Raw genomic sequence first — 21873 nt, forward strand, 5'->3', positions numbered from 1 at the left:
CGTCTCGTAGCATGTACACCCTCCGGGAGCGAGGAGCACGATGCCGACCCCATCGCCGCGTCAGCCCCAGGATCTGATGCAGCTGCTCACGCGGGCGGAGCGCCTGGCCGCGCGGCGGCTGCAGGCCGTCCTGGACGAGGACGGCTGTTCCCTCGACGCCTGGCGGGTGCTCGCGCTGCTCTCCGACGACGCGGGCCACTCCATGAGCGCGATCGCCGAGGCGGTCTTCCTCCCGCCGGCCACGCTCACCAAACTCGTCGACCACCTCGTGGACCAGAACCTTCTCTACCGTCGCGTCGATCCGCACGACCGGCGCCGCATCCTCGCCCACCTCACCCCGCGCGGCCGGACGTACTGGCGGCGCCTGGACCGCGAGGTCCGCGCGCGCTGGCCGGTGCTGAGCGACGGGGACGACGAACTGCTGCGGTCACTGCTCGGACAACTGGCGGAGAGTCTTGGCACGGCGGGCGAGCGGTCCACGGTCTGAGTCCGGGCCGTGCCAGGGGACGTCCGGCCCGGGAGCGGCAGCCTCGGCCAAGGCCGCACACCGACGGGACCTCGCCGCCCGCGCGCCGGGCTGTCGGCCAACAGGCCTGCGGGATGGGGCCGTTCAGCCCTGGAGGGACGGCCCTTCGGCATCGGGCACGGCGGGCGCCGCGAGGAGAGAGTGATCCGTGTCGGGCAGCGGCCCGGCATCCTCGGTAGCCTCGAAGGGATCACCACCATGGCCGTGCACGAGCACTCCCACCGGCGCACAGGATTCCGCCTTCCGACGCCGAGCGGGGCGCGGACCGCACAGGCGCCGGGCGAGGCCGCGGCCACCTCGGCGACGGCGGTCGGCTCGTACGCCCTCGCGGGTCTGCGTCTGCTGACCGGGTTCGTCTTCCTGTGGGCCTTCCTCGACAAGATGTTCGGGTTCGGCTATGCCACCCCGTCAGGGAAGGGCTGGATCGACGGCGGTTCGCCCACCAAGGGTTTCCTCGGCGGGGTCGCGGCCGGGCCGATGGAGTCGACGTTCCACTCCTGGGCCGGCGCCGGCTGGGTCGACTGGCTGTTCATGGCCGGCCTGCTCGGGCTCGGGCTGGCCCTGATCGGCGGTATCGCGCTGCGTATCTCCGCGCTGGCGGGCACCGTGATGATGGGGCTGATGTGGGTCGCCGAATGGCCGCCCGCCCGGCACCTGTCCGACGGCTCGCCGAGCATGTCGGTCAACCCGTTCGTCGACTACCACCTCGTCTACGCCGCCGTCCTGATCGTCCTCGCACTGGCCTCCGCGGGCGACACCCTGGGGGTCGGCGGGCTCTGGGCCCGGCTCCCGGTCGTCCGCACGCGCCGCTGGCTGCGCTGACCCCGGACAGGAGGCGGGACCCCCTCCGGGGTTCCGCCGCACGGCCGCGCGGCCCGCGTTGGGCCGATCGGCCCCCATCGGGGACCTGCGGCCCCTGCCCCGACCGACCGTTTCGATACGACGCTGGAACCGGACCCCGATCGGACCTCCGATTCACCCCGATTCAAGAGGTGGACATCATGCCCCGCACTGTCACCGTAGGCCTCGACGGATCTCCCGAGAGCCTCGCCGCCGCCGACTGGGCCGCCCGCGAGGCGCGGCTGCGCGCCCTGCCGGTCAGGCTGGTCAACGTATGGGAAGCGGTCCCGGACCCCATGGTCCAGGCACCGCTGCTCGGCGCCGAGACCCATCAGCACTGGAGCGAGCGGATCCCGCGCGAGGCGGCGGAGGGGATCCGGGCGCGCCACCCGGGAGTCGACGTCACCGCCGAGCAGCTCACCGGCCGGCCGGCCGAGGTGCTGCTGAAGGCCGCGGACGACGCCGAAATTCTTGTCCTGGGCACCCGTGGGCTCAGCGGCGTGGGCGGTTTCATGGTCGGCTCCGTCGGTATGTCCGTCGCGGCGCACGCCGGGCGTCCCGTCGTGTTCGTACGCGCCGGTGAACAGGCCGCGGACGAGCACCTGATGGATCCGGCGGGCATCCCGTCCGCCCTCGCGCCCTTCCACCCCGTCGTGCTCGGGCTCGACACCAGCGGCCCGGACGACGCGCTGATCGGCTTCGCCTTCGAGGCGGCCCTGCTGCGCGCCACGGCGCTGCGGGTCGTGCACTCCTGGAACGAGCCGCCCTACATCGCGTACGGGCTGCCCCCGGACCTGAAGATGAACGCCCGACTGGCCGCCCAGGACGCCGCTTCCATGACGGACGCGCTGCGCCCGTGGCGGGAGAAGTTCCCGGCCGTGGAGATCATCGAGGACTCCCTGTCCGGAAAGCCGGCCAACCACCTCGTCGACGCCTCCCGCGAGGCCTCGCTCGTCGTCGTGGGCCGCCGCGTCCGCCGCGCCGCGCTCGGTGCCCACCTCGGGCCCGTCACCCACGCCGTGCTCCACCACTCCACCGCCCCCGTCGCCGTCGTACCGCACCCCTGATCACCACGGGCCGCCCGCGGCCGTGCTGATCAGGCCTCGATCGCGCAAGGAGAGACATCCATGAAAGCAGCAGTCGTACGAGCGTTCGGTGAGCCGCTGGTCATCGAGGAGCGGCCGGACCCCGAGCCCGGCCCCGGCCAGGTCCGCATCCGGGTGGAGGCCTCCGGGCTCTGCCACACCGACATCCACGCCGCCAACGGCGACTGGCCGGTCAAGCCGAGCCCGCCGTTCGTCCCCGGACACGAGGGCGTCGGCCTGGTCGAGGCGCTGGGCGACGGCGTCACCCATCTCATGGTGGGTCAGCGCGTCGCCGTGCCCTGGCTGGGCAGCGCCTGCGGACGGTGCGAGCACTGCCTCTCCGGCTGGGAGACGCTGTGCGAGCAGCAGATCAACACCGGCTACGGGTGCGACGGCGGCTACGCGGAGAAGATGCTCGCCTGGGCCGACTTCGCCCAGCCCGTGCCCGAAGGGATCTCCCCGCTCGACGCGGCCCCGCTCACCTGTGCCGGCGTGACCACGTACAAGGCGCTGAAGGTCGCCGGAGTCCGGCCGAGCCAGCTGGTCGCCATCTCCGGGGTGGGCGGACTCGGCCACCTGGCCCTGCAGTACGCGAAGATCGCCGGTGCGACCGTTGCGGCGATCGACGTCACCGACGACAAACTCGAACTCGCCGCGGAACTCGGCGCCGACATCGTGATCGACGCCCGCAAGGAGGACCCGGGTGAGGTCCTCAAGGGCCACGGCGGCGCGCACGCCGCGATCGCCCTCGCGGTGAACGAGGACGCCTTCTCCGCGGTGTACAAGGGACTGCGGCGCGGTGGGAAGCTCGTCCTGGTCGCGATGCCGGCGCACGGCACCATCCCGGTCCCGATCTTCGAGACCGTGCTGAACGGGATCTCCGTGATCGGCTCCATCGTCGGGACCCGGCAGGATCTGGCCGAGGTCTTCGACCTGCACGCCGCGGGCCGGACCCGGGTCATCCGCGAATCCCGGCCCCTCGCCTCCGTCAACGAGTCCATCGACGACGTGCTGCACGGCCGGATCCAGGCCCGGATCGTCTTCGACTTCACCGAAGGGAGCTGACCGCGGTGGAGGAGCTGCCCCTCGTCGTGGGCGTCGACGGGTCCGAGCCCGGTATGCGCGCCGTGGACTGGGCCACGGACGAGGCCGCCGTACGCGGTCTGCCGCTGCGTCTGGTGTACGCCTCGCTCTGGGAACGCTACGAAGGAGCCGCCCTCGCCGAGGGGCTGGGCAGGTCCTCCGAGCAGATCATGGCCGACACCGTCGTCGAGGTCGCCGCCGAGCGCGCCCGGCGGCGCGACGCCGCGGTGCGGGTCACCACCGAGGTGGTGCCCGACGACGCGGTGGGCGCGCTGCTCCGGGAAGGCCTGAACGCCACCGCGCTGGTGCTCGGATCGCGGGGCCGCAGCGGTATCGCCGAAAGGCTCCTCGGGTCGGTGAGCCTCACGGTCGCCGCCCGTGCCCACTGCCCGGTGATCGTGCTGCGCGGCAGCCACGACAACCAGGCCAGAGACAGCCGGTACGGGCGGATCGTCCTCGGGGTCGGGGACCCCTCGCACGGCTCGGCCGCCGTCGGCTTCGCCTTCCGGGAGGCGGCCGAACGCGGGGTCGCGCTGGAGGCCGTACGGGCCTGGCGTTGGCCTGCCCACGAGTCGACCGATCACCCGCTGATGGCGGGCGAGCCCGCCCGGTTGCACGAACAGCAGGCGGTGGAGGTGTTGGACAAGGCGCTGAGCGGCACGGCCAAGGAGTATCCGGCCGTGGAGTTGCGCCAGCGCACCGTCGAGGGGACCGCCCGTACGGTGCTGCTGGACGCCTCCACCGAGGCCGATCTGCTCGTCGTCGGGGTCCAGCGGCACGACAGCCACGGGCACATCGGGATGCAGCTCGGCCGGGTCGCCCACGCCGTCCTGCACCACGCGGCCTGCCCCGTCGCCGTCGTACCCCAGCGGGTATGAGCGATTCAGAGGCTCGCCGCGTGATCGGGGACGTAGGTCTGCAGATCGCGCGCCGGGCGGATGTAACCGGTCGACGGCGGCCGGGCGGGCAGTTCCAGCACCGGCGGCGGCACATCGTGGTAGGGAACGGAGGAGAGCAGATGGGCGATCATGTTCAGCCGGGCCGCCCGCTTGTCATCGCTCTCGACCACGAACCACGGCGCTTCCGAGATGTCCGTGTGCACCAGCATCTCGTCCTTCGCCCGGGAGTACGCCTCCCAGCGGGTGATCGACTCCAGGTCCATGGGGGAGAGCTTCCAGCGCCGCGTCGGGTCCTTCAGCCGGCGCCGGAACCGCTTCTGCTGCTCCGCGTCGCTCACCGAGAACCAGTACTTGCGCAGCAGCACACCCTCCTCCACCAGCATCCGCTCGAAGATCGGGCACTGCCGCAGGAAGAGCTGGTGCTCCTCCTGCGTGCAGAAGCCCATGACCTTCTCGACCCCGGCGCGGTTGTACCAGCTCCGGTCGAACAGCACGATCTCCCCGGCCGCCGGCAGATGCTCCACGTACCGCTGGAAGTACCACTGGGTGCGCTCGCGCTCGGTCGGCTTGGGCAGCGCCACGATCTGCGCGACACGCGGGTTCAGATGTTCCGCCACCCGCTTGATCGTGCCGCCCTTGCCCGCCGCGTCCCGGCCCTCGAAGACCACCACCACACGAGCGCCCTCGGTGCGCACCCACTCCTGAAGCTTGACCAGCTCCGTCTGCAGACGCAACAGCTCCCGCTCGTACGCCGCAAGCGGCACCTTCGCCGTCTTCCTGTCGGCCATGCCGTCTCCTCCGCCCAGTGACGCCTCCCGCGAAGCGCTCCGATGACCCGCCTCGCCGACGTACCCCGATGACTTACGGAGTCACCATGCCCAAGGTCGAACACCAGGACAGCACCGTACTGACCGACGACGAACTGCGCACCCTGGACGCCCATTGGCGGGCCGCCAACTACCTTGCCGTGGGCCAGATCTATCTGCTCGCAAACCCGCTGCTCACCGAGCCCTTGACCCCCTCGCACATCAAGCCCCGGCTGCTCGGCCACTGGGGTACCTCGCCCGGCCTCAACCTGGTCCACACCCACCTCAACCGCGTCATCAAGGCGCGCGGCCAGGACGCGCTGTGCGTATGGGGCCCTGGGCACGGCGGCCCTGCCGTTTTGGCGAACTCCTGGCTGGAGGGCACCTACAGCCAGACGTATCCCACCGTGTCCCGCGACGCCGAAGGCATGGGGAAACTGTTCCGGCAGTTCTCCTTCCCCGGCGGGGTGCCCAGCCATGTCGCTCCGGAGACGCCCGGCTCCATCCACGAGGGCGGCGAGCTCGGCTACTCCCTCGCCCACGCCTACGGCGCCGCCTTCGACAACCCGGAGCTGCTCGTCGCCTGTGTGATCGGCGACGGCGAGGCGGAGACGGGACCGCTCGCCGCGTCCTGGCACTCCAACAAGTTCCTCGACCCGGTCCACGACGGCGCCGTCCTGCCGATCCTGCACCTCAACGGCTACAAGATCGCCAACCCGACGGTGCTCTCCCGGCTCCCGGAGGCCGAACTCGACGAACTGCTGCGGGGATACGGCCACGACCCGATCCATGTGACCGGCGACGACCCCATGCAGGTGCACCGCGCCATGGCCGCCGCGTTCGACGACGCCCTGGACCGCATCGAGCTGATCCAGCGCACCGCCCGTGAGGAGGGCGTGGTCGAACGGGCCCGCTGGCCCATGATCGTGCTGCGCACCCCGAAGGGCTGGACCGGCCCCGCGGTAGTCGACGGCCTGCCCGTCGAAGGCACCTGGCGAGCCCACCAGGTGCCGCTGGCCGCAGTACGCGAAAACCCGGAACACCTGCGGCAGTTGGAGACCTGGCTGCGCTCGTACCGCCCCGAGGAGCTCTTCGACGCCGAGGGACGGCCGGTGGCCGACGTACTGGCCTGCGTACCCGACGGCGCCCGGCGCCTCGGCGCCACCCCGCACGCCAACGGAGGCCTCCTCGTCCGCGATCTGCCGCTTCCGCCCCTGGAGCGCTTCGCCGTCCCCGTCGACAAGCCGGGCGCCACCCTGCACGAGCCGACCCGGGTTCTGGGCGACCTCCTCGAACACGTCATGCGGGAGACCTCGGAGCGCCGCGACTTCCGGCTGGTCGGCCCCGACGAGACGGCCTCCAACCGCCTGGACGCCGTCTTCGACGCCAGCGGCAAGGCCTGGCAGGCACAGACCCTGCCGGTGGACGAACACCTGGACCGGCACGGCCGCGTCATGGAGATCCTCTCCGAACACCTCTGCCAGGGCTGGCTGGAGGGCTACACCCTCACCGGCCGGCACGGTCTGTTCTCCTGCTACGAGGCGTTCGTGCACATCGTCGACTCCATGGTCAACCAGCACATCAAGTGGCTGAGGACCTCACGCGAACTGCCCTGGCGCGCCCCGATCGCCTCCCTCAACTACCTGCTCACCTCGCATGTATGGCGCCAGGACCACAACGGCTTCTCCCACCAGGACCCCGGCTTCGTCGACCACGTCCTCAACAAGAGCCCCGAGGTCGTGCGCGTCTACCTCCCGCCGGACGCCAACACCCTGCTCTCCGTGGCGGACCACGTGCTGCGCAGCCGCGACTACGTGAACGTCGTCGTCGCCGGCAAACAGCCCTGCTTCGACTGGCTGTCCATGGACCAGGCCCGCGCCCACTGCGCCCGCGGTGCCGGCATCTGGGACTGGGCGGGATCGGCCGGCGGGGACCGCGACCCCGACGTCGTCCTCGCCTGCGCCGGCGACGTACCCACCCAGGAGATCCTGGCCGCCGCCGACCTGCTGCGCCGCCATCTGCCCGAGCTCGCCGTCCGGGTCGTCAACGTCGTCGACATGACCCGGTTGCTGCCCCGCGAGGAACACCCGCACGGGATGAACGACTTCGAGTACGACGGGCTGTTCACCACGGACAAGCCGGTGATCTTCGCGTACCACGGCTATCCCTGGCTCATCCACCGCCTCGCCTACCGCCGCACCGGCCACCAGCACCTCCATGTGCGCGGCTACAAGGAGATGGGCACCACCACGACCCCCTTCGACATGGTCGTCCGCAACGACATGGACCGCTTCCGCCTCGTCATGGACGTCATCGACCGCGTCCCCGGCCTCGGCGTCCGCGCGGCCGCCGTCCGCCAGAAGATGGCCGACGCCCGCTCCCGGCACCACACCTGGATCCGCGAGCACGGCACCGACCTCCCCGAGGTCGCGGACTGGACCTGGACCGGCTGAGGACCCCGCACCGCAAAGGAGCGCAGGTCATGACCGTACGCGCCCGCGGCTGACGCCCACGGGAGAGGTCGGCCGTCCCCCAGCCGGGGGGACGGCCGGCTGCCCGTACCGCCGGATGCAGGCATGCGCGACGGCACCTGGGAGTACGAGGGCTACGAACCGGCGCAGAAGCCCTGCGCGAGTCGCTGTGCACCCTCGGAAACGGGTACTTCGCGACCCGGGCCGCCGCCCCGGAGTGCGCCGCGGACCCCGTCCACCACCCGGGCACGTATGGGGTGGGCTGCTACAACCGACTGACCTCGGAGGTGATCGGCCACCGGGTCGAGAACGAGGACATGGTCAACCTCCCCCCACTGGCTGCCGCTCAGGGCGCGGACCGCAATCGGGACCCGGCTCACCCCCGGCTCACCCCGAGTCCCGCCGGCTACTCGTCCTCGTAGCGTAGGAGGGTCGGCGCCTCGCCGCGTCAGCGCGCTTGGTCCACGAGGCCGATCCCCGCCTCGCGCTGCTGCGCACGGAGGTGACGAGTGACGGGTGACGGGTGACCGGGCGACGGCCACGGTCGGCGCTGTCAGTGCGGGACCACCGTCACCGGGCACATGGTGCGGCCCAGTACGGCCTTGAGCGTGGGCCCGAGCGCCGTACCGCCGCGGCCGAGGACCAGGAGCCCGGCCGAGTCGGAGGCGTGGACGAGGGCGGTCGCCGGGCTCTGGAGCCGGACGTCCTCGTAGACACGCACCCTCGGATACTCCTCCCGCCACGGCCGCAGCGCGTCCGCCAGCAGCTGGACCTCCTGGTCCTCCCAGGCACCCCGGTCCTCCTCGGGCGGTGCGACCGGCAGCGACGGTCCGGCGGGAGCGGGGAGGCGCCAGGCGTGGACGGCGTGCAGCGGCGCGCCGCGCCGCACCGCGGCCTCGAAGGCGAAGCTGGTGACGGCATCGCACGGACGGCGGGCGTCGATACCGAGCACCACCGGCCGGAGCCCCTCGGGCCCGGGGTCGTGACCGTCAACCATCTTCTGCGCCATGGCAGTTCACCCTTCGTCGTCCGTACGGGAAGCAACACCGATATGGCTCTCATGCTGCATGGTGCCTTCAACCGTGCCCTCAACTGCGGCACCCTGCTTCGCTACGGGTACAGCAACCGGTGAGGTCCGACCGCTTCGCTGCGGGTACAGCAAGCGCTCAGACCTCCAAGGTGGTCAGATCCCGACGGAGAACCGTACGAGCCGCCCGAGTCGCATCTCCGTGAACCTGCCTGACGATCTGATACTCCTCGGACGTCACGGTGGAGCCGGAGGCCAGCGTCTCGCGGACCCGACGGAGCGAGAGGTACGAAGCATCGATGGCGTCCGCCACATCGGCGGCCGCCGTCAAAATGAGTCGTTCCCGTGCCTCGTCGCATCCGGATGTCTGGAACGCCTGACGTATGTTGGCCGCCCGAGTCTGCGGGTCCGTATGGTCCTCGTCGGCGGCCAGTCGCATGGCCTCGTGCGCTCGGCGCAGGGCGACCAGACAGTCCACATACATGGTCCGGCGCTCCTGCAGCCTGTTGTCCCTGACGGTGCGTCGCCAACGCAGGTGCTCGCCGGCCAGAGTCGCCCCGACCCCGAACACCGCCCCAAGACCCGTCCCTACGAGAGTCGCCCACTCCACGCCGAAGATCGTGCCACACGGGTGCCCCCCGTTGTGACTCCCGTGCACTCCCGAACGGCCCTGCCACGCCAATCCGGTTGATCACGGTTGCGCCATAAAGCTTGGCACGAGCAGCGGCTCGATCAATGATCTGGTGTACCTCGGGAGGAATCATGATCGGCAGACAATTGAGTCTGTTCGCTGCGGCCGCGGCATTAGCAGGCACCCTCACGGCGTGTGCTTCGTCGACGCCATCGGCCACCAGCACCAAGAGTGGATCGGGAAGGCCGAGCGCCACCGCCCTGACATCGCCGCCAGGCGCTCCTGCATCAACGTCGGCGATCCGGTCGCTGCCCCTGGCTCGACTCAAGGCGGGACTGCTCCGCGCCACGGATCCGCCGCACGGCCCGTTCACGACGGACGACGCCATGGGCAGCAACCCCGGTGGTGTCTACAGCGAGCGTCACAGTTCGATCAGCGACCAGCCGCCCGTCGACGGCCCGTTCGGAATCGTCCTGGACGCGGACACGCAACCGTGTTCGCGGCTGCTCAACGCGATCGGTTACGGGAAGAAGGCACCCGCCGCCGATGCCTATGCCGGGATCGGCCTGATCAGGTCCGATCGTGTGACCTTGATATCCGAGATTGTGGCCGGCTACCCACGAGGCGTCGCTGCCAAGATCGTGTCCGATGTGGCGACCGCCGGCTCGACATGCCAGACCGTCCACAGCAGGCGGGCAACCGGCACCGTGGCAACCGAACCCCGGCCCCTCACCGTTCCGGGACTGGGTGATGCGAGCGCAGGAATCGAGTGGTCCATGGGCAGCACGGTCGGCTCCTCCGACAATGTGCTGGCCGTGGTTCAGGTCGGAGACAACGTGGTTGAGATCGAGGGCGTGCTGATCGCATCGACCAGCACGGTCAAGTTCGATCGAACGATGCTGAACCAAACATTGGCCAAGGCCGTCGCAAGACTTCAAGCCGCGGGCTGACTCTGCCCTGGAGATGCCGTCATCGCCGTGCATGTGGGGCGCACTCTGGAACCACTGCCGCCACAGGCCGCCCTCGTGAAGGAAATGGCTGGCCCGGTCGCTGTGCAAGACGGAGTCGGTGTATGCCAGCGCGCCCATGGCTGTCGGCTGGTCGTAGGCAAGGTCAGGCCGACGCAGGTACCGATCCAGGTAAGCGGCGAGCAAGTCGGCGTCCCCTGCGGTGCCGAAACTCGCCAACGCCACACAGTAGGCCCCACCCGCGCAGCAGACCTCGCTCTCCAGCAGCAGCGCTCCCAGGCGTTCGCGGAAGTGGTCACGGCCCGAGACGGCGGCGAGCCATGCCGCGGTCCGACGCTCGCGCCAGCTGCCTTCGAAGAGGATGGTGAGCTCGGCGTCGGTAACAGCCCTCGCATCAGCGGCCAGGGCATGAACGAAAGGCTCGTACTCCTCGCGCGACATGCGAAGTACCGCTCCGCCGAGCTTCAGGTAGCGGCGCGCGGGGAGGCAATAGCGGCGGTACAGGACCTGTATCTCGGGGTCGTAGCGGATCACCACTCCATCCTCTCGCGACGAGCACGTAGCTGAGGGCGTGGGGCGACGCCTGCGGTGGCCCCGAGATGGGTGGGACGCCACCGGGGACCCAGGTCGGGTGAGCAGGGTTTCGACAGCACGCAGCGTTACTGCTCCAGAGAAGTTGATCCAGATCCCGAGGTGGGACGTCGGTTGTTCGCGACTTTGGGAGGCACCCGGATCTACGGTCGGGTGATGTTCACGAGTTCTGGGTTCTGGCACAGATCTTGGGGAGCGGTCGCGGAGCGTTACCCCGATCGTCGATTGTGAGGAGTCGGGTTCGCGTGAGACCGCGTACGCCTTGGCCTTGGACGGTCAGAATTGACGCTCCCTCAGGTGTCTGTCGACAGCTGCTGCGGTCGGTTGTGGACGGTGATGGTGCTGGTCATGCAGACCGATGCACCGTTCTGGCACTCGCTGGTGTTCGGTGGAATCGACGAGGTGGATGTCGAGGCGGTCACGGCCGCGTTGGGCACGGTCGAGGTGGTGGCGAAAGGCCGCGCGGCCGGGGCGGCATGTCCGGACTGCGGCTGCTTCTCAGACCGAGTCCACGACCGTTACCAGCGCAGGCTGAAGGATCTTCCACTCGCTGAGCAGGGCCTGGCGATCCGGCTGACGGTCCGACGCTTCATCTGCGGGTCGGCGGACTGCCCACGCCGAACGTTCGCCGAACCGTTCTCCCAGCTGACCGCCCCGTACGCACGGTTCACCACGCGGCTCAACCACGCCCTGGAGCGAGTGGGGCTCGCCTTGGCGGGGCGGGCCGGCGCCCGGCTGGCGGCCCAGCTGGGCTTCGGCGCCGGAAGGATGACCTTGTTACGCAGGGTCATGGCATTGCCTGATCCGCAGTTCAGCACGCCGCGGGTGCTGGGCGTAGACGACTTCGCGATCCGCCGCGGCCAGACCTACTCCACCGTCTTGACCAGCGTCGAAGACCATCAAGTGGTCGATGTGCTCCCGACACGTGAAGCCGGGCCACTGGCCGCCTGGCTGATCCGCCATCCCGGCGTGGAGATCATCTGCCGTGATCGGGCGGGCGCATACGCCGAGGGCGCCCGGCGCGGCGCCCCCGACGCTCTGCAGGTCGCCGACCGGTTCCACCTGTGGCAGGGCCTCGGCCGAGCCGTGGAGACGTGCGTCGCCGCCCACCGCGACTGCCTGCGCAACCCGTCGCCCAACGGCATGCCACCCCAGGACACCCGCCCAGCTCCCGGCCGGTCGCAGGACGACTCGGAGCCCGTCGGTCGGCGGGCCGAACGGAAGAAGGCAGCGCACGCCCTGGTCCACGAACTGCTTGCCCAAGGCCACTCGCGCCGGGCGATCGCCCGGCACCTGAGCTGGGGCCTCAACACCGTGCTTCGATATGCGAGCGCCGCCCGCTGGCAGGACACCATCCGCGAGAACCAGCCCCGGCCCAGCAGACTGGGCCCCTACAAGCCCTACTTGGAACGGCGATTTGCCGAGGGATGCACCAGCGTCACCCGACTTCACGGCGAGCTGATAGCCGAGCAAGCTCCTGTCACCTACGGCATGGTCCGCGCGCACATCGCCACATTGCGCGGGGCTCCATCCGGGGCGCCGCCCCGGCCGCCGACGGTGCGGCAGGTGACCGGCTGGATCACCCGGCACCCCGCGACCCTGACCGAGGAAGACCGCGCTGGCCTGAAGGAGGTCCTGGCGCGCTGCCCCGAGCTGGACAAGGCCGGCGAACATGTCCGCGACTTCGGCGAGATGTTCACCGACCGCCTCGGCTCCACGCTCCCCACCTGGATCGACGCCGTCGACGCCAGCCAGCTACCCGGTCTCACCGGCTTCGCACTCCACCTGCTCCGAGACCTCGACGCCGTGACAGCCGGGCTCACCCTCGACTGGAACTCCGGCGGCATTGAGGGTGCCGTCAACCGCATCAAGAAGATCAAGCGGCAGCTCTACGGCCGAGCCGGATTCGAACTACTCCGCAAAATGATCCTGCTTCAGTGACTCTCCGCGATCGCGACCCCAGATGTTTCGCCAGAAACGCCTTCTGACCTCACTCGTCAGAAGCGCGGCCCGACACTGGGATGTGAGACCAAGGCACAGGCCGCGATCTGCAGTTGCGCTTTCCATGCCGCCTCGTCGAGTCCCAGCGTGTACTCGATGCAGCACGCGCATGGCGGGAGTAGCGCCACGAATGCCTGCTCCTCGGCGGTCTCGACCTCCATCTCCGACCACTCGTCCGATGCCAACTCGGCAAGATCCACCTCCCCGGCGCTGAATCGCGCGGCCAGCCTGCGCAGTGCGTATCGTCGGGCCACGTGGTGATCGGGCAGAGTGATCCCCAATTCTTCAAGAGCCTGCTCGAATGTGTCACGGATGTCCCGGGGGTCCGCATGACGCGGCAGACCGGCGAGCTCACACAGGGTCGGCGTGTCCATTCCCATTGCGAGTGCCTGGGCAGCGGTCATCGGCAGGTCTTCCGGACACACGTGATCCGCCTGATACAGCCACGCTGTCTCCACCAGGGGCGGATAAGCGCTGCGGACAGGGCTGTCGGGTTCGGATGTGTCGTCTATCGCTGCCATGATTCATACGATGCCAGCACGGCTCGCGAGAGTGCCCGGCAATTTCGACTGTCCCGGCAAACCGCCCACGGGATGACCCAACCCATGCGGTTGCCCCGGTGACGCTCCGCGACCGCACCCCAAGATCTGTGCCAGAGCCGAGTTTTGACAGCACCGGGCTCCTTGCCAGGGCGCCATCGGGTTGCTCCTGGTGAAGCGCACTCCCCGAGGCCTTCTGCCAGCAGGTTTCGGCGCACGGCGTCGGAGTAATCCCTTGCCGGGAAGGGGCCCCTCGTGCTGACACTGATCCCATGGCCAGGGCAACGAGGGAACCTCTACCGGGAGGCGGTGTCGTCCTGGCCGTACCGGACGGCCTGTCAGGCCCGCCCCTACTGCGCTTCGAGCGGGTTACGGACCGCAAGTGGATCCTCCGGCAGGGTGAACGGCCGCTGATCCAGGTCCGATCGGAGGGCGACGGCTGCTGCCGCGACCTCCACCTGCGCCGCCTGCCCGGCCACCGCTCCCCACTGCCGCCTCTGACCGCCGCGGCGATGCGGGCCGGGGCCGACTGGCCGCACCGATACGCGCTGTGGCTGGAGGAGACGGGACTGGGCCCACTGCACTACGGGCGCTGGCTGCTGACCCCGCGCTCCACTTTCGCTCCGGGTATCTGGGATTGTGACCTCGTTCAGGACTGGCCGGACGCCACCCTTGAACTGCTCTGCGGGGGTGGCTGGCACGGTGTCTTGCCGCTGCGTCCGCTGCCGGCACCGGACGCCTCGCGCGTGAAGGCGTACCGCAAGCACGCCCGGGAGGGCACCCTCGCCCCGGTCCTGCTGTGGTGGGTGTCCTTTCTGGACGGGTGGTTGCTCCTCGACGGTCATGACCGGGCTGCTGCCGCTCTGGCTGAGGGCATGCAACCGGCCTGCGTGGAACTGGTCCGCGTACCGGACGACGCCGACTGGCGGGCGACCGCCGAGAAGATCACCGAGGCGCACGAGGAACAAGTGGCGCGACTGGCCGAGCGCCCCGCGGGCCCGCACACTGCACGTGAACGGCAGGTGCTGGAGCGGGGCTACGCCGACGTGATCTCCACCCTGGCGTACGACGCGAACGCCACTCCCGTGTTTGAACGTCCCCGCGACTGACCACGTCGTGCTGTGCCTCTGCGCGCCAAAGGGCGGATGCGGCACCGAACTCGGCGTCGTCTGGGGCGGCTCTGTACTACCGGACCCGGAGGAGCGCCAGGTGTTTGCCTCCAGCTCGGCTTCCGCGAGACGGTATCGCCGACGACCCCGAGCGGGGTCTCTGCTCGATGGCCTGCTGGCCGAGGGCGGCAGGCCGACACCATATGACGACGTCGTTTCTCGTGAATTTTTATCGCCCTCAAGATCGCTACGTGCTGCCCAACCCGGTGTCCAAACGCTGCTGCTTCAAGTGAATGGAGCCACCAGTCGAAGGGTGGACACGTGATCAGGCGGGCGGAGGTCCTGGCAACATGGGCCCGTGAACATCGCGAACGACTCGGACGACCCGCTCAAGCTGCTCATGGGCTTGGAGGTCAGCGCCGTGTCTTTCGTGCGCGACTTTGTCGAGCTGCACTTCGACGGACCGGTATTGCGGGCCCTGGGCGACCCGTTCGGGGTGTACGGGGGCCGTGAGTGGCGCTTTCCCGAACCGGAGTCGCTCGAGCCCATGCGCTGCTACATCGGCAAGACCGTCGACGGTTGTGAACTGGTTCCGGACCAGATCCTCGTCCTGCACTTCGGGGAGCACCGCTTCGTCATCCCGGTGGACGGCGAATCGAGCCGGGGCCCCGAATCGGCCCACCTCGTCGGCGTCGACGAGAGCGGCCGGCCTTCCGTCCTCGGCGGGATGTGGATCTGGTAGCGATCGGCGACGCCGATCGCGGTGGCCAACTGTCGTTCGCCAGACTGGCCCTTGAGGACACCTACGGCAAGGTCGTCCACGGATCGACGGAGCTCTCGTTCCGACAGCGACTCCCTTGCCACGGCGAGAGGATCACATCGGCACTGTGGCCGGTTCCGTAATGATGGTCGTTACGGGTCGAACAGCGAGCCATCAGCTTGGGAAGCTGCGAGCATTTGAGGCCAGATTCGGGTGCTGACCTGGGCGGACGGCCGGTGAGCGGTCCCGTCGTGCCTGGCCGCTTTTACCGTGATTCCTCGCTGTTCCTCGCTCGATCTGGTGCGCTGATTGATCTGCTGTTCTGGTCCGTCGGTCGTCTGGGTGCTGTGGACGCCGAGATCCTGTGGCTCACGGTGGATTACGTTTCGCAGGCAACTCCGTCGCCGTCTCGGTCGAGATGGGGTGCGTAGCCAGGCTCGCCCTGATGGATGTTCACGGCGCCCGCAGCTCGTGCCTCGTCGCAGTTCTCGTAGTAGGGGGAGGCTTCGCTGGGTGGCGGCTCCGGCGCGGTCACCTCGCGTACGTCAGCCGCGACGATGGTGCCGCTGTGAACCGTGTAGGTGCCTTCGAAGACCCTCAGTGAGCCGTCGGTCTGCGTGGCCTCCAGCCTGACCGAGACGGTATTGCGGTCCGCGCTGAGGATGTGAACTGTGTCGTGGGTGGTGGTGGCGAACCCGTTTACGAAGGCTGTGTAGGAGTCTGAGAGGTTCTTGCCCCCGAGGCCCCAGGCTCGCCGATAGTCGTGAGCGTTGATGGCGGCGTAGTACTCGCGGACGACGGACGACGCGTCGGCGACCGTCGGGGGAGTCGTCGGCCGGGGGGACACGGGCGCCGGCGTTGTTGGCTCGGGCGCCGATGACGTGGACTCGGGTGGTGGAGTCGTCGGCTCAGGGACGGTTTTGGTCACTGAGCCGGGGCTCTGCGTCGGGGTTGAGTCGTTGTCCCCACAGCCGCTCATGCCTATCACTGCGGCTACTAGCAGCGGCACGACTCCCACATGGACGAGGCGGCTCATGGCATCACCTCACAACATGAGGCTTCTCCCCTTCAGCCTGCGCCGCCATCCCCGGAACAGCAACGCGTGGTGGACAGGGCACCCGGGCGGACCGGAATTACCTTGGCACGGTCCCAGGGCCTGTCTGGCGATTCTCGCCGTGCGACAGCTGACGCCGGAGCCTCGGCCGGCCGTGTCAGCCGATGGCGTCGATCATGCTCGTGAGGCGGTCCCACTGCGTAGCGGATAGCCGGTGCGGGTTGCGCCCACCGGGCATGGTGACGATGGTCGCGGTGGCGAACGTCGGCTCGGCCCGTACAGTGTGGGCCGGAAGGGGAGTGGACAGCCAGCGTTCGACGGTCAGCGGGACGAAGTGGGCAGGCGCGGGCGGCTCGGCCCAGAACGCGGGGTTCGGGTTCCCCTCCCAGCGGGCGGGGCCGGTGAGACTACCGCGGGCCACCACGCCCCCGCGCGGCCCGGAGAGCCAGAGTACGAACGGATCGCCGGCGGCCAGCTCGCCCCACAACTGCGAGACTCGCCACGAGTCCAACTCGTGTCCGGAGCGGCGGAACGCCCCCAGGTCAAAGGTCTTCGGATTACAGGTCAGCAGCCACCCGGCGGTGGTTTCGTCTCCTCGTCGTCCGTGCATGTTCTGATGGCCCTCCGCTCGGCGCCGGATCGGCGCGCGGCCTGACCTGCGACTTCGATACCTCATGAGGCGATCGTCAGTTCAACCGTAAGGCACCCTCGTTGACCGTGGCTGACTCCTGCATCTGGCACGTTTGTGGCACGGTTCTGGCACGACTGGGCGGGTGACGCTGGCCGACGCCAAGACGTTGTCAGTGGTGGATGTTAGCTTCTGGCGATGGGCCGGTTCGATGTCCCCATTGACGGGCACGGCGGCCAAGGGGGGCGGGAATTGAAAGGTCCCCGGGTTCGCCTCGGGGCTCCAGTGGCGCCAGCGCACCGCCCCCCTCCCACCGCTCCTTGGTGACGAGACTTCTTCGTCCCGAAGCAACTTGGGTGGGGCCTCCACCTTGGGCCGTTGTGCTGCTCGCCTGTGCTGATGGTCCGCAGGAGTCCGTGCTCGTCCGCCGTTGTGCGTCGGCGTTGTCACGCAGCTAGACACTCACCGCATGCCTACACGATGCGGCACAGCCGTGGCATGGTCGGCATTGGCCGGGTGGAACGATGGCTCAGTGGACATAGCTTCGGAACTGCGCGCCCTGATCGGCTCTTTGTCGCGGGAAGAAGGGCTCTTCGGCCTCGTGGTCGACAAGGCCGGCGGATCCGTTCCGGAAGTTGTCCACCAAGTGGCCGCCAAGGCGGAACAGGTATGGAAGGACTATGCCGTAGAGGGGGCGGTGGGCCCCGACACGCCCTCGGAGGTCGAGGGTGCACTCTCGCCGATTGACGATGAACGCGCCGTAGAGCTCCTGACCTACCTGGCGACCGATGACCTTGTGTTCCCGGGTACACGACGCCGAGACCGTCCCCACGCCCATCGAGCGGCGGAACGTGTGGTGCGCCTGCTGGGCTACCAGTCCGTCTGGTACACAAACATCAGCGACCTCTCGCCGGGGGCACGGGCATGGGACCCGGTCACTCGGCATACCTTCGATGGGGTCGTTGCGGGCACCGGCGGCAACTTCACCGTGGTGTTGTTGCAGGTGGGTGAGGACTGAGCCCCGCTGGAGAGAAACACCCCATCTTGCCTGACGGCTAGCCCTCGGGGGAAACCCGTTCGGTCACGGGGGCCTGACCTGGCCGTTCGCCGCCCCTGCTCGTAGCTCACCTGTCACTGGCTGTCGCCGTCGATCGCTGACGAGCGCCCTCGCACGGCCCAGGGACGGCCCAGCGATCGAGCGTCGGCCGACATCGCCGAGTGATCGTCTGACTCCACCCTTCGAAGGCATGGCCTCCATCGCTCCGGGTTGAGAGGCTGAGCCGGTGACTGACGATGAGGTTGTCGAGGCGTTGAGGCCCGTGGCCCGGACGGGTACCTTGCCGCCGCCCGCGACAACGGAGGCTGTCGCCGAAGCGGAACGGATCATCGGGTTCCCCCTGCCTCCCCTCCTGCGACGCCTGTACCTCGAAGTCGCCAACGGCGGCTTCGGCCCGCGCGAGGGAATCCTGGGAGTGAGCGGGGGGCCTGTACAGGCCAATTTCCGGGACATCGCCGAGCTGTACCAGGACGGTTTGGATCCATCCGGCTGGATCCCCGCCGGCCAGGTGCTCATCTACGACCGGGGCTGCACCATCTGGTCACTGGTCGACTTCGGCGACCCCGCGGGCACCGTGTGGTGCACCCATGACGGAGAGCACTGGCTCCAGGGCATCACCCTCGTGGAATGGCTGGCCGGCACGGTGACAGGAACCCTGGAGCTGGACGCATTGCTGGAGAGTCAACCCGCCAGGCAGATCGACTGACCCACTGCCCCGGACCGGTACTGCTCTATCGGGTGGCAGCGTTTCAGCCCGCGACCTCTTCGTCCCGAAGCAACTTGGGCGGGGGCGGTTCCTTGGGGTGGCGTGGCTCTGAGCTGCTGGGCTGGTCCGTGAATGTCCGTGGGCGTCCGCCGTTGTTCGTCGCCGTTGTCACTCAGTTACTGATGATCTTAGCGTCATGTCGCCGGACGGTTGACGAGACCTCCAGGTCAGACACGCCTTCGTCGGGCGACATCACGCCCGGAATCTCAGTAGACACTCATGTCGAGTCCGGCACAGTCGTGTTTCCCGGCCGATCTGACATCTGTGGTGCGGCCGCCGCCATGAGCGCCCGACGAACCCCGCGCCGGCTGTGCTCCCTTTCCAAGCCGCTCTCCTCGATTGCCTTCCGAAGCGCGAGCTCGGCCGCTTCACTGGCCTGCTGAAGTCTCGCACCTTCAGCATTGGCGTCAGGGCTCCAGTCACCCACCGGCCCGTGCGCACGAACATGCTCGACCACCCTCAACCGAGCGGCATACACACCGATTTGCAGAGCGATCAAGGCCCGCGGAAGGGGAATGTCGACCATGAGCGGAGGCTAGTTGCCAGAACCTCAGCTTGGGAAGCTGAGGTGCTCTGGCGCCTGGTGCCTTACTGACCTGCAGCTAAAGGGTGTTGGAGTTCCCAGCGGCCGCTGATTCAGTGCCCGCTGTTCCCCGTGGTTCCCCGCACGACCTGGCACGCGTCTGGCACGCGTCATTCGTCGTCGCACCTCTCCAGAACCAGACTCGCGGACCCCTCTTCGAATCCGTTGTGCTCCTCCAGGTGGAGATGGGCGCCATCCGGTGTGCCGTCCTGGGCGAGTGTGAGCAGGTGGCCGGCCAGGGTCCTCAGCCCCGCGGCGTTGGCCTCGATCACGATTTCTCCGCCCAGGGCGCGTACCTCGATGCGTGCGTCTTCCTCCCACGTGAAGACTCTGGTGATTCCATCAGTCACCGTACTGACGTGAGTAGTCATCGACGGAGCGATCTGGGGTTCAGGGACCATGCCCAAGCATCCCACCCCTCATCCAGGCCGGGGCCGTCCGCGGCGATCACCGAAGGTGCACTCTTTCCAACTGTGTTGGTGCGTCCCGTGGCCGCGTGCGGGGCCGTTCGCCTGTGTTCATGTGCGGCCGGTCGTCTGAGCGGCTACTGCCGCTGGTTTCGTCTGAACGGCCGTGAACGGCGCTGAACGAGACGGAAACTGAGACGGACGGCGGGGCTGGGTTCGCTAGCATCTTCGCTGTTGGAGGGGGTGTCATGGCGCTGGTCCGTAAGGGATCACGACGGATCGTTGTCGACGGCACGGTCTACCGCTGGCGGCTGCGAGGCAGGCCAACGTACGACCAGGGCCTGGCCTGGTCGCCGTGCACATTCGCGGTCGAGCATGCTGAAACGCCCGGCACGACGCTCGTGGTCACCACCGACCAGCCGCATTCGAGCAATTGGATCGTTCGTGAGGCTGAGCCTGTACTGCCGTCCGGTGTGGCTGCGGCCATTCGACTTGCCTTGCGTGAGGGCTGGACCCCGACGGCTCCGGGTTCCGCGTTCCACCTTGACCAGTCAGCCGGCTTCACGCCCTGGTACTGAGCGATGTAGAGAGTGAGCACCTCTTTCGGAGTTCGATCGGCACCCGCCCCTGGTGCCGTCGTCGCCAGGTCTGGCGGTCGTGCGGGGGCGCTGGCGTATCCCGCCGTCCGGCCTCGTTGATGTCAGCCATGGATGTCAGACGGCTCTGGCATCCTGCGCCAGTGACAATGACATGGGCTGCCTTCTGGGCACAGATAGCCACCCTGAACGGCGAAGCCACGGAGGCGAGCTGCCTGCGCCTGGCCGAGGAGCTGAGCCGCCGTTCCGTCCCCGACATCATCGGCTTCGCGGAACGTCATGCCGAGGCTCTCTACCGCTTGGACCAAGAGAAGTTCGGGACGCTTCCGGTTGCCGACATGACGGACCGGAACGGCGAGCCCCTCCCGCAGTCTGCCGACGTGTTCCTGTACGCCCGTTGCGCTGTCGTCGCCGCAGGTCGAGCCGTATGGGAAGGCGTCTTCTTCGACGTCGACAAGTTCGCCCTGTACACCTCCACCCAGTTTGACGGGGAGTGGCTGCTGTACGTGCCGGATCAGGCGTACGAACTCGCTACCGGGAAGGAGTGGGACCGCTTGACCCGGTACTGCTGCGAGAGCTACTCCAACAGGGATGGATGGCCGGACCTGGAGAGCTGAGATGGACTACCGCTTGATCGGGCACGACTGGGGCGCGGCGCCTTCTGATCCGTAGCTCTAGCCAGTTCGGTCAACGACGGTCATTCCGGTCGCTCCGAGGGCCCTGAGGGGCGCCAACGGGCGGGGGCAGTCGATGGGGTTGCGGTACCGCGCTGCTGTACGGCTTGCTTCGCTGCCAGATTCCGGGCGTGAGCTTCGCGTCGTAGTCGGCGTTCGTAGTCGGCGATCTGACGGGCCACGGGGACGCTGGTGGCTGTACGGATCAACCGCTCGTTTTCACGATCCACCAGGAATGGACCGTTGCCTCCCAAGCGTGGGCGCTGTCCGCTCTGACCGTCCCAGGCCGCGCCCCAGTAGAAGATCCACCCGAACGACAAGGCCTCCACCCGCAGGATCTGAAGGTCGTACTCGACGCAGCCCCGTTCGTCGTCGATCTTGGCAAGCACCAGTCGGCGCGCGTCCTCCTCGGTCAGCATCGCCCAATGGTGACATGGCTCCTCCACATGCCGGGACGTCTCTCACACGCTCCCGTACACCCGCTTTAGGAGCGAGGTTGGGCGATCTTGGGTGTGACCTGCGGATTCCCTAGCCTGACGGAGCCCGGCGGAACTCACCCCTATGAACCTCGGTTCCCCGTGAGTCCCCGTCCGTTCTGGCACGAGAGTGGCACGGCCGGGGGCCGCGCCCTGTCTCCTCGATGTGAACTATGGGCACGAAGGTTGCAAAGGTCTGCTCGCCTGGTCAGACGGCCGTGAGCGGCTACTGCCGGTCAGCTGCGGTCTTCGCTACTGTGCGGCACCTTCTGGGCGCGTGCGGACCTTAGGTGTGC

Annotated in this window: 23 protein-coding genes and 3 pseudogenes; 16 read left to right on the forward strand and 10 right to left on the reverse strand. The window is 68.6% G+C overall.

All coding sequences use genetic code 11. The features are described 5' to 3' along the window. The first annotated feature begins 40 nt into the window (after positions 1-40). The 5 genes from ACZ4N5_RS20675 to ACZ4N5_RS20695 all read left to right on the forward strand — a co-directional run bounded on the left by ACZ4N5_RS20675 (position 41) and on the right by ACZ4N5_RS20695 (position 4412). Positions 41-487, forward strand: coding sequence for a MarR family winged helix-turn-helix transcriptional regulator (locus tag ACZ4N5_RS20675; protein ID WP_467758513.1), 447 nt, complete (start codon positions 41-43; stop codon positions 485-487). 237 nt (positions 488-724) lie between these two features. Continuing rightward, the gene (locus tag ACZ4N5_RS20680; RefSeq protein WP_467758545.1) at positions 725-1348 is read left to right on the forward strand and encodes a hypothetical protein; all 624 of its coding nucleotides are present in this window, start codon (positions 725-727) and stop codon (positions 1346-1348) included. A 179-nt stretch (positions 1349-1527) separates the two neighbouring features. Further along, complete coding sequence (locus ACZ4N5_RS20685; RefSeq protein ID WP_467758514.1) at positions 1528-2433, forward strand: universal stress protein; 906 nt, start codon at positions 1528-1530, stop codon at positions 2431-2433. A 60-nt stretch (positions 2434-2493) separates the two neighbouring features. Next, positions 2494-3516: a zinc-dependent alcohol dehydrogenase gene (locus ACZ4N5_RS20690; protein WP_467758515.1), complete on the forward strand. Its 1023-nt coding sequence runs from the start codon at positions 2494-2496 to the stop codon at positions 3514-3516. Further along, a complete protein-coding gene (locus tag ACZ4N5_RS20695) occupies positions 3513-4412 on the forward strand; it encodes a universal stress protein (protein WP_467758546.1) in 900 nt (299 codons plus the stop codon). Before ACZ4N5_RS20690 ends, ACZ4N5_RS20695 begins: the two co-directional genes overlap by 4 nt. A gap of 5 nt (positions 4413-4417) precedes the next feature. Here ACZ4N5_RS20695 and ppk2 read toward each other — a convergent pair whose 3' ends face one another. Beyond that, positions 4418-5221, reverse strand: coding sequence for a polyphosphate kinase 2 (ppk2, locus tag ACZ4N5_RS20700; RefSeq protein WP_467758516.1), 804 nt, complete (start codon positions 5219-5221; stop codon positions 4418-4420). An 86-nt stretch (positions 5222-5307) separates the two neighbouring features. On the opposite strand from ppk2, the gene ACZ4N5_RS20705 reads away from it, so the two are divergent. Beyond that, positions 5308-7692, forward strand: coding sequence for a phosphoketolase family protein (locus tag ACZ4N5_RS20705; RefSeq protein WP_467758517.1), 2385 nt, complete (start codon positions 5308-5310; stop codon positions 7690-7692). Positions 7693-7815: 123 nt separating this feature from the next. Next, positions 7816-8224 (forward strand): annotated as a pseudogene (locus tag ACZ4N5_RS20710) (glycoside hydrolase family 65 protein); the annotation flags it as partial. A 39-nt stretch (positions 8225-8263) separates the two neighbouring features. Here the strand turns inward: ACZ4N5_RS20710 and ACZ4N5_RS20715 are convergent. Then, positions 8264-8719 (reverse strand): universal stress protein, encoded by a 456-nt coding sequence (locus ACZ4N5_RS20715; protein WP_467758518.1) that lies wholly within the window; start codon positions 8717-8719, stop codon positions 8264-8266. 157 nt (positions 8720-8876) lie between these two features. Next, positions 8877-9347 (reverse strand): hypothetical protein, encoded by a 471-nt coding sequence (locus ACZ4N5_RS20720; RefSeq protein ID WP_467758519.1) that lies wholly within the window; start codon positions 9345-9347, stop codon positions 8877-8879. A gap of 152 nt (positions 9348-9499) precedes the next feature. Here ACZ4N5_RS20720 and ACZ4N5_RS20725 point away from each other — a divergent pair, with 152 nt between their 5' ends. Continuing rightward, a complete protein-coding gene (locus ACZ4N5_RS20725; RefSeq protein WP_467758549.1) occupies positions 9500-10318 on the forward strand; it encodes a hypothetical protein in 819 nt (272 codons plus the stop codon). 48 nt (positions 10319-10366) lie between these two features. Here the strand turns inward: ACZ4N5_RS20725 and ACZ4N5_RS20730 are convergent. After that, positions 10367-11110 (reverse strand): annotated as a pseudogene (locus ACZ4N5_RS20730) (DUF6000 family protein); the annotation flags it as partial. Positions 11111-11275: 165 nt separating this feature from the next. Here ACZ4N5_RS20730 and ACZ4N5_RS20735 point away from each other — a divergent pair. Further along, positions 11276-12868, forward strand: a complete 1593-nt coding sequence (locus ACZ4N5_RS20735; protein WP_467758520.1) for an ISL3 family transposase — start codon at positions 11276-11278, stop codon at positions 12866-12868. A 56-nt stretch (positions 12869-12924) separates the two neighbouring features. Here ACZ4N5_RS20735 and ACZ4N5_RS20740 read toward each other — a convergent pair whose 3' ends face one another. Further along, positions 12925-13449, reverse strand: coding sequence for a hypothetical protein (locus ACZ4N5_RS20740; protein ID WP_467758521.1), 525 nt, complete (start codon positions 13447-13449; stop codon positions 12925-12927). Between the two features lie 290 nt (positions 13450-13739). Here ACZ4N5_RS20740 and ACZ4N5_RS20745 point away from each other — a divergent pair, with 290 nt between their 5' ends. The 3 genes and pseudogenes from ACZ4N5_RS20745 to ACZ4N5_RS20755 all read left to right on the forward strand — a co-directional run bounded on the left by ACZ4N5_RS20745 (position 13740) and on the right by ACZ4N5_RS20755 (position 15318). Continuing rightward, positions 13740-14576, forward strand: a complete 837-nt coding sequence (locus ACZ4N5_RS20745) for a hypothetical protein (protein WP_467758522.1) — start codon at positions 13740-13742, stop codon at positions 14574-14576. Further along, positions 14557-14737: pseudogene (locus tag ACZ4N5_RS20750) on the forward strand (PhzF family phenazine biosynthesis protein); the annotation flags it as partial. The gene ACZ4N5_RS20745 and the pseudogene ACZ4N5_RS20750, both read left to right, overlap by 20 nt. Positions 14738-14934: 197 nt before the next feature. After that, entirely contained in the window at positions 14935-15318 is a 384-nt protein-coding gene (locus ACZ4N5_RS20755) for a hypothetical protein (RefSeq protein WP_467758523.1), read from the forward strand. A 397-nt stretch (positions 15319-15715) separates the two neighbouring features. On the opposite strand, the gene ACZ4N5_RS20760 is transcribed toward ACZ4N5_RS20755, so the two are convergent. Together ACZ4N5_RS20760 and ACZ4N5_RS20765 are read right to left on the reverse strand one after the other, a co-directional pair. Then, positions 15716-16372, reverse strand: coding sequence for an excalibur calcium-binding domain-containing protein (locus ACZ4N5_RS20760; protein WP_467758524.1), 657 nt, complete (start codon positions 16370-16372; stop codon positions 15716-15718). A gap of 175 nt (positions 16373-16547) precedes the next feature. After that, complete coding sequence (locus ACZ4N5_RS20765; protein ID WP_467758525.1) at positions 16548-17000, reverse strand: hypothetical protein; 453 nt, start codon at positions 16998-17000, stop codon at positions 16548-16550. A 550-nt stretch (positions 17001-17550) separates the two neighbouring features. Here ACZ4N5_RS20765 and ACZ4N5_RS20770 point away from each other — a divergent pair. Together ACZ4N5_RS20770 and ACZ4N5_RS20775 are read left to right on the forward strand one after the other, a co-directional pair. Then, positions 17551-18036, forward strand: coding sequence for a hypothetical protein (locus tag ACZ4N5_RS20770; RefSeq protein WP_467758526.1), 486 nt, complete (start codon positions 17551-17553; stop codon positions 18034-18036). A gap of 265 nt (positions 18037-18301) precedes the next feature. Beyond that, positions 18302-18781 carry an SMI1/KNR4 family protein gene (locus ACZ4N5_RS20775; RefSeq protein WP_467758527.1) on the forward strand — a complete coding sequence of 160 codons (480 nt, stop codon included), beginning with the start codon at positions 18302-18304 and terminating at the stop codon, positions 18779-18781. A gap of 277 nt (positions 18782-19058) precedes the next feature. Here the strand turns inward: ACZ4N5_RS20775 and ACZ4N5_RS20780 are convergent, their stop codons facing one another. Both ACZ4N5_RS20780 and ACZ4N5_RS20785 read right to left on the reverse strand, forming a co-directional pair. Next, positions 19059-19367 carry a hypothetical protein gene (locus tag ACZ4N5_RS20780; protein ID WP_467758528.1) on the reverse strand — a complete coding sequence of 103 codons (309 nt, stop codon included), beginning with the start codon at positions 19365-19367 and terminating at the stop codon, positions 19059-19061. A 167-nt stretch (positions 19368-19534) separates the two neighbouring features. Beyond that, a complete protein-coding gene (locus ACZ4N5_RS20785) occupies positions 19535-19774 on the reverse strand; it encodes an Imm32 family immunity protein (RefSeq protein ID WP_467758529.1) in 240 nt (79 codons plus the stop codon). A gap of 305 nt (positions 19775-20079) precedes the next feature. Here ACZ4N5_RS20785 and ACZ4N5_RS20790 point away from each other — a divergent pair, with 305 nt between their 5' ends. Beyond that, positions 20080-20409, forward strand: coding sequence for a hypothetical protein (locus ACZ4N5_RS20790; RefSeq protein WP_467758530.1), 330 nt, complete (start codon positions 20080-20082; stop codon positions 20407-20409). Between the two features lie 167 nt (positions 20410-20576). Further along, positions 20577-21044: a DUF4240 domain-containing protein gene (locus ACZ4N5_RS20795; RefSeq protein ID WP_467758547.1), complete on the forward strand. Its 468-nt coding sequence runs from the start codon at positions 20577-20579 to the stop codon at positions 21042-21044. Between the two features lie 80 nt (positions 21045-21124). Here the strand turns inward: ACZ4N5_RS20795 and ACZ4N5_RS20800 are convergent, their stop codons facing one another. Then, a complete protein-coding gene (locus ACZ4N5_RS20800; RefSeq protein ID WP_467758531.1) occupies positions 21125-21520 on the reverse strand; it encodes a hypothetical protein in 396 nt (131 codons plus the stop codon). Positions 21521-21873 lie beyond the last annotated feature (353 nt).

Source organism: Streptomyces sp. NPDC026500 (genome assembly GCF_055567635.1).

What these genes read in the sequence shown, in the direction of transcription:
- ACZ4N5_RS20690 (WP_467758515.1), top strand. Translation starts at nt 2,494, where the DNA reads ATGAAAGCAGCAGTCGTACGAGCGTTCGGTGAGCCGCTGGTCATCGAG.
- ACZ4N5_RS20745 (WP_467758522.1), top strand. Translation starts at nt 13,740, where the DNA reads ATGGCCAGGGCAACGAGGGAACCTCTACCGGGAGGCGGTGTCGTCCTG.
- ACZ4N5_RS20800 (WP_467758531.1), bottom strand. Translation starts at nt 21,520, where the DNA reads ATGCTGACCGAGGAGGACGCGCGCCGACTGGTGCTTGCCAAGATCGAC.
- ACZ4N5_RS20675 (WP_467758513.1), top strand. Translation starts at nt 41, where the DNA reads ATGCCGACCCCATCGCCGCGTCAGCCCCAGGATCTGATGCAGCTGCTC.
- ACZ4N5_RS20715 (WP_467758518.1), bottom strand. Translation starts at nt 8,719, where the DNA reads ATGGCGCAGAAGATGGTTGACGGTCACGACCCCGGGCCCGAGGGGCTC.
- ACZ4N5_RS20725 (WP_467758549.1), top strand. Translation starts at nt 9,500, where the DNA reads ATGATCGGCAGACAATTGAGTCTGTTCGCTGCGGCCGCGGCATTAGCA.
- ACZ4N5_RS20765 (WP_467758525.1), bottom strand. Translation starts at nt 17,000, where the DNA reads ATGCACGGACGACGAGGAGACGAAACCACCGCCGGGTGGCTGCTGACC.
- ppk2 (WP_467758516.1), bottom strand. Translation starts at nt 5,221, where the DNA reads ATGGCCGACAGGAAGACGGCGAAGGTGCCGCTTGCGGCGTACGAGCGG.
- ACZ4N5_RS20790 (WP_467758530.1), top strand. Translation starts at nt 20,080, where the DNA reads ATGGCGCTGGTCCGTAAGGGATCACGACGGATCGTTGTCGACGGCACG.
- ACZ4N5_RS20780 (WP_467758528.1), bottom strand. Translation starts at nt 19,367, where the DNA reads ATGGTCGACATTCCCCTTCCGCGGGCCTTGATCGCTCTGCAAATCGGT.
- ACZ4N5_RS20705 (WP_467758517.1), top strand. Translation starts at nt 5,308, where the DNA reads ATGCCCAAGGTCGAACACCAGGACAGCACCGTACTGACCGACGACGAA.
- ACZ4N5_RS20760 (WP_467758524.1), bottom strand. Translation starts at nt 16,372, where the DNA reads ATGAGCCGCCTCGTCCATGTGGGAGTCGTGCCGCTGCTAGTAGCCGCA.
- ACZ4N5_RS20740 (WP_467758521.1), bottom strand. Translation starts at nt 13,449, where the DNA reads ATGGCAGCGATAGACGACACATCCGAACCCGACAGCCCTGTCCGCAGC.
- ACZ4N5_RS20795 (WP_467758547.1), top strand. Translation starts at nt 20,577, where the DNA reads ATGACATGGGCTGCCTTCTGGGCACAGATAGCCACCCTGAACGGCGAA.
- ACZ4N5_RS20685 (WP_467758514.1), top strand. Translation starts at nt 1,528, where the DNA reads ATGCCCCGCACTGTCACCGTAGGCCTCGACGGATCTCCCGAGAGCCTC.
- ACZ4N5_RS20735 (WP_467758520.1), top strand. Translation starts at nt 11,276, where the DNA reads ATGCAGACCGATGCACCGTTCTGGCACTCGCTGGTGTTCGGTGGAATC.
- ACZ4N5_RS20680 (WP_467758545.1), top strand. Translation starts at nt 725, where the DNA reads ATGGCCGTGCACGAGCACTCCCACCGGCGCACAGGATTCCGCCTTCCG.